At 33.9% G+C, this 1,125-nt stretch carries 2 protein-coding genes; both read right to left on the bottom strand.

What is annotated here, in order from left to right:
* Positions 1-656: DUF874 family protein (locus tag CXY28_RS08560; RefSeq protein ID WP_157819749.1), on the bottom strand; the 656-nt coding region annotated here is incomplete at its 3' end.
* 261 nt (positions 657-917) lie between these two features.
* On the bottom strand, positions 918-1,125 hold a 208-nt coding region (locus tag CXY28_RS08555; protein WP_157819748.1), incomplete at its 5' end, for a DUF874 family protein.

The raw sequence follows: 1,125 nt of genomic DNA, 5'->3' as shown, positions 1-1,125 counted from the left end.
GAGTTTGGAAGGTGTTTTGGCTGGATAGGGGTTTGGTTGGTTTTTGTAGGTTTAGGGGTTTTGCATTCAGCTTCTATTTCTATAGCAATGCCACCCTTAATCCCTAATTTTTTAATAAAGAATTGACCATGATTTTCTTGGCAATTTTGTTCTGCTTTTTTAACCAAATCTTTCTGTTCTTTAATGGTCTTTTGTTTTTCTTGTTCTAACTCTATCCCACTCTTGTTTGCTCTATCCCTAGCGTTTTCAGCTTCCTTTTTTTCTTGTTCTAGTTCTATTTGTTTATCAATATCACCAGCGTTACAAGCGGCTAATAATAAACTTGTCGCTATTGTTAATCCTGAATATTTCCACCAATTGATTTGATTTTCTTTTTCAGCTTGTTTGGATTTATCTTGGACTTTATCGTCTAATTCTTTTGCCCTCTTGCATGCAACATGGGTTAACACTACTAATGCCGCCTTGCTTTTCTTGGGGTGTTTTTTTACAAGTTCTCTAACCCTCTTCATAATCTTTGTAAAAAACCCACCAATTGATCTGATTATATTTGTAATGGCACTCACTTGTTTAAAATGAGTCTCTTTATTTGTCTTTGTGTTAGCTGTCTCTGTGTTCTTGCCAACTTTATTTGTTTTTCCTGTTTTCACTGATTCCATTACCAACCTTTCAAAATCTTATTTTTATAGTATATATAGTCATATTCAATCGTTATTAAACAATTGGTTTGAAAAATTGTAAGGGGCAATCCAATCAGATTTTTCTAATCCATTCCAACAAAACTTGATACAAGTTTTCTTTATACCCAAATTCACACCCTTTTAAAGGGAGCAAGCCAATAAACGACTTCTATAGCAAAAAACCGACTGATGCCTCCTAGAAGATAAAAACGATTTTATGGTGTTCTTATTTTCTTGTGCCTACACCCTTTTACTATAACCATAACCCGCTTTTTCTGCTTTTTTCTCGGTATTAGCAACTACTTTTATTTCTTTATTAACATCAGCAAATATTTTTTGAACGAACAAAAGGCTTTGAGAGGTTGAAAGGTGGGCTTGTGGGTCTGGTTTTAAATGCCTCATTTCAAGCATTTTAGCTTGAGCTTTAGAGCGTATTTTTAAATTTTCG

Source organism: Helicobacter pylori, assembly GCF_002832345.1.
Taxonomy (GTDB): domain Bacteria; phylum Campylobacterota; class Campylobacteria; order Campylobacterales; family Helicobacteraceae; genus Helicobacter; species Helicobacter pylori_CP.
The sequence above is the reverse complement of the archived record's forward strand: the minus strand, read 5'-3'. Positions and strand labels throughout refer to the sequence as shown.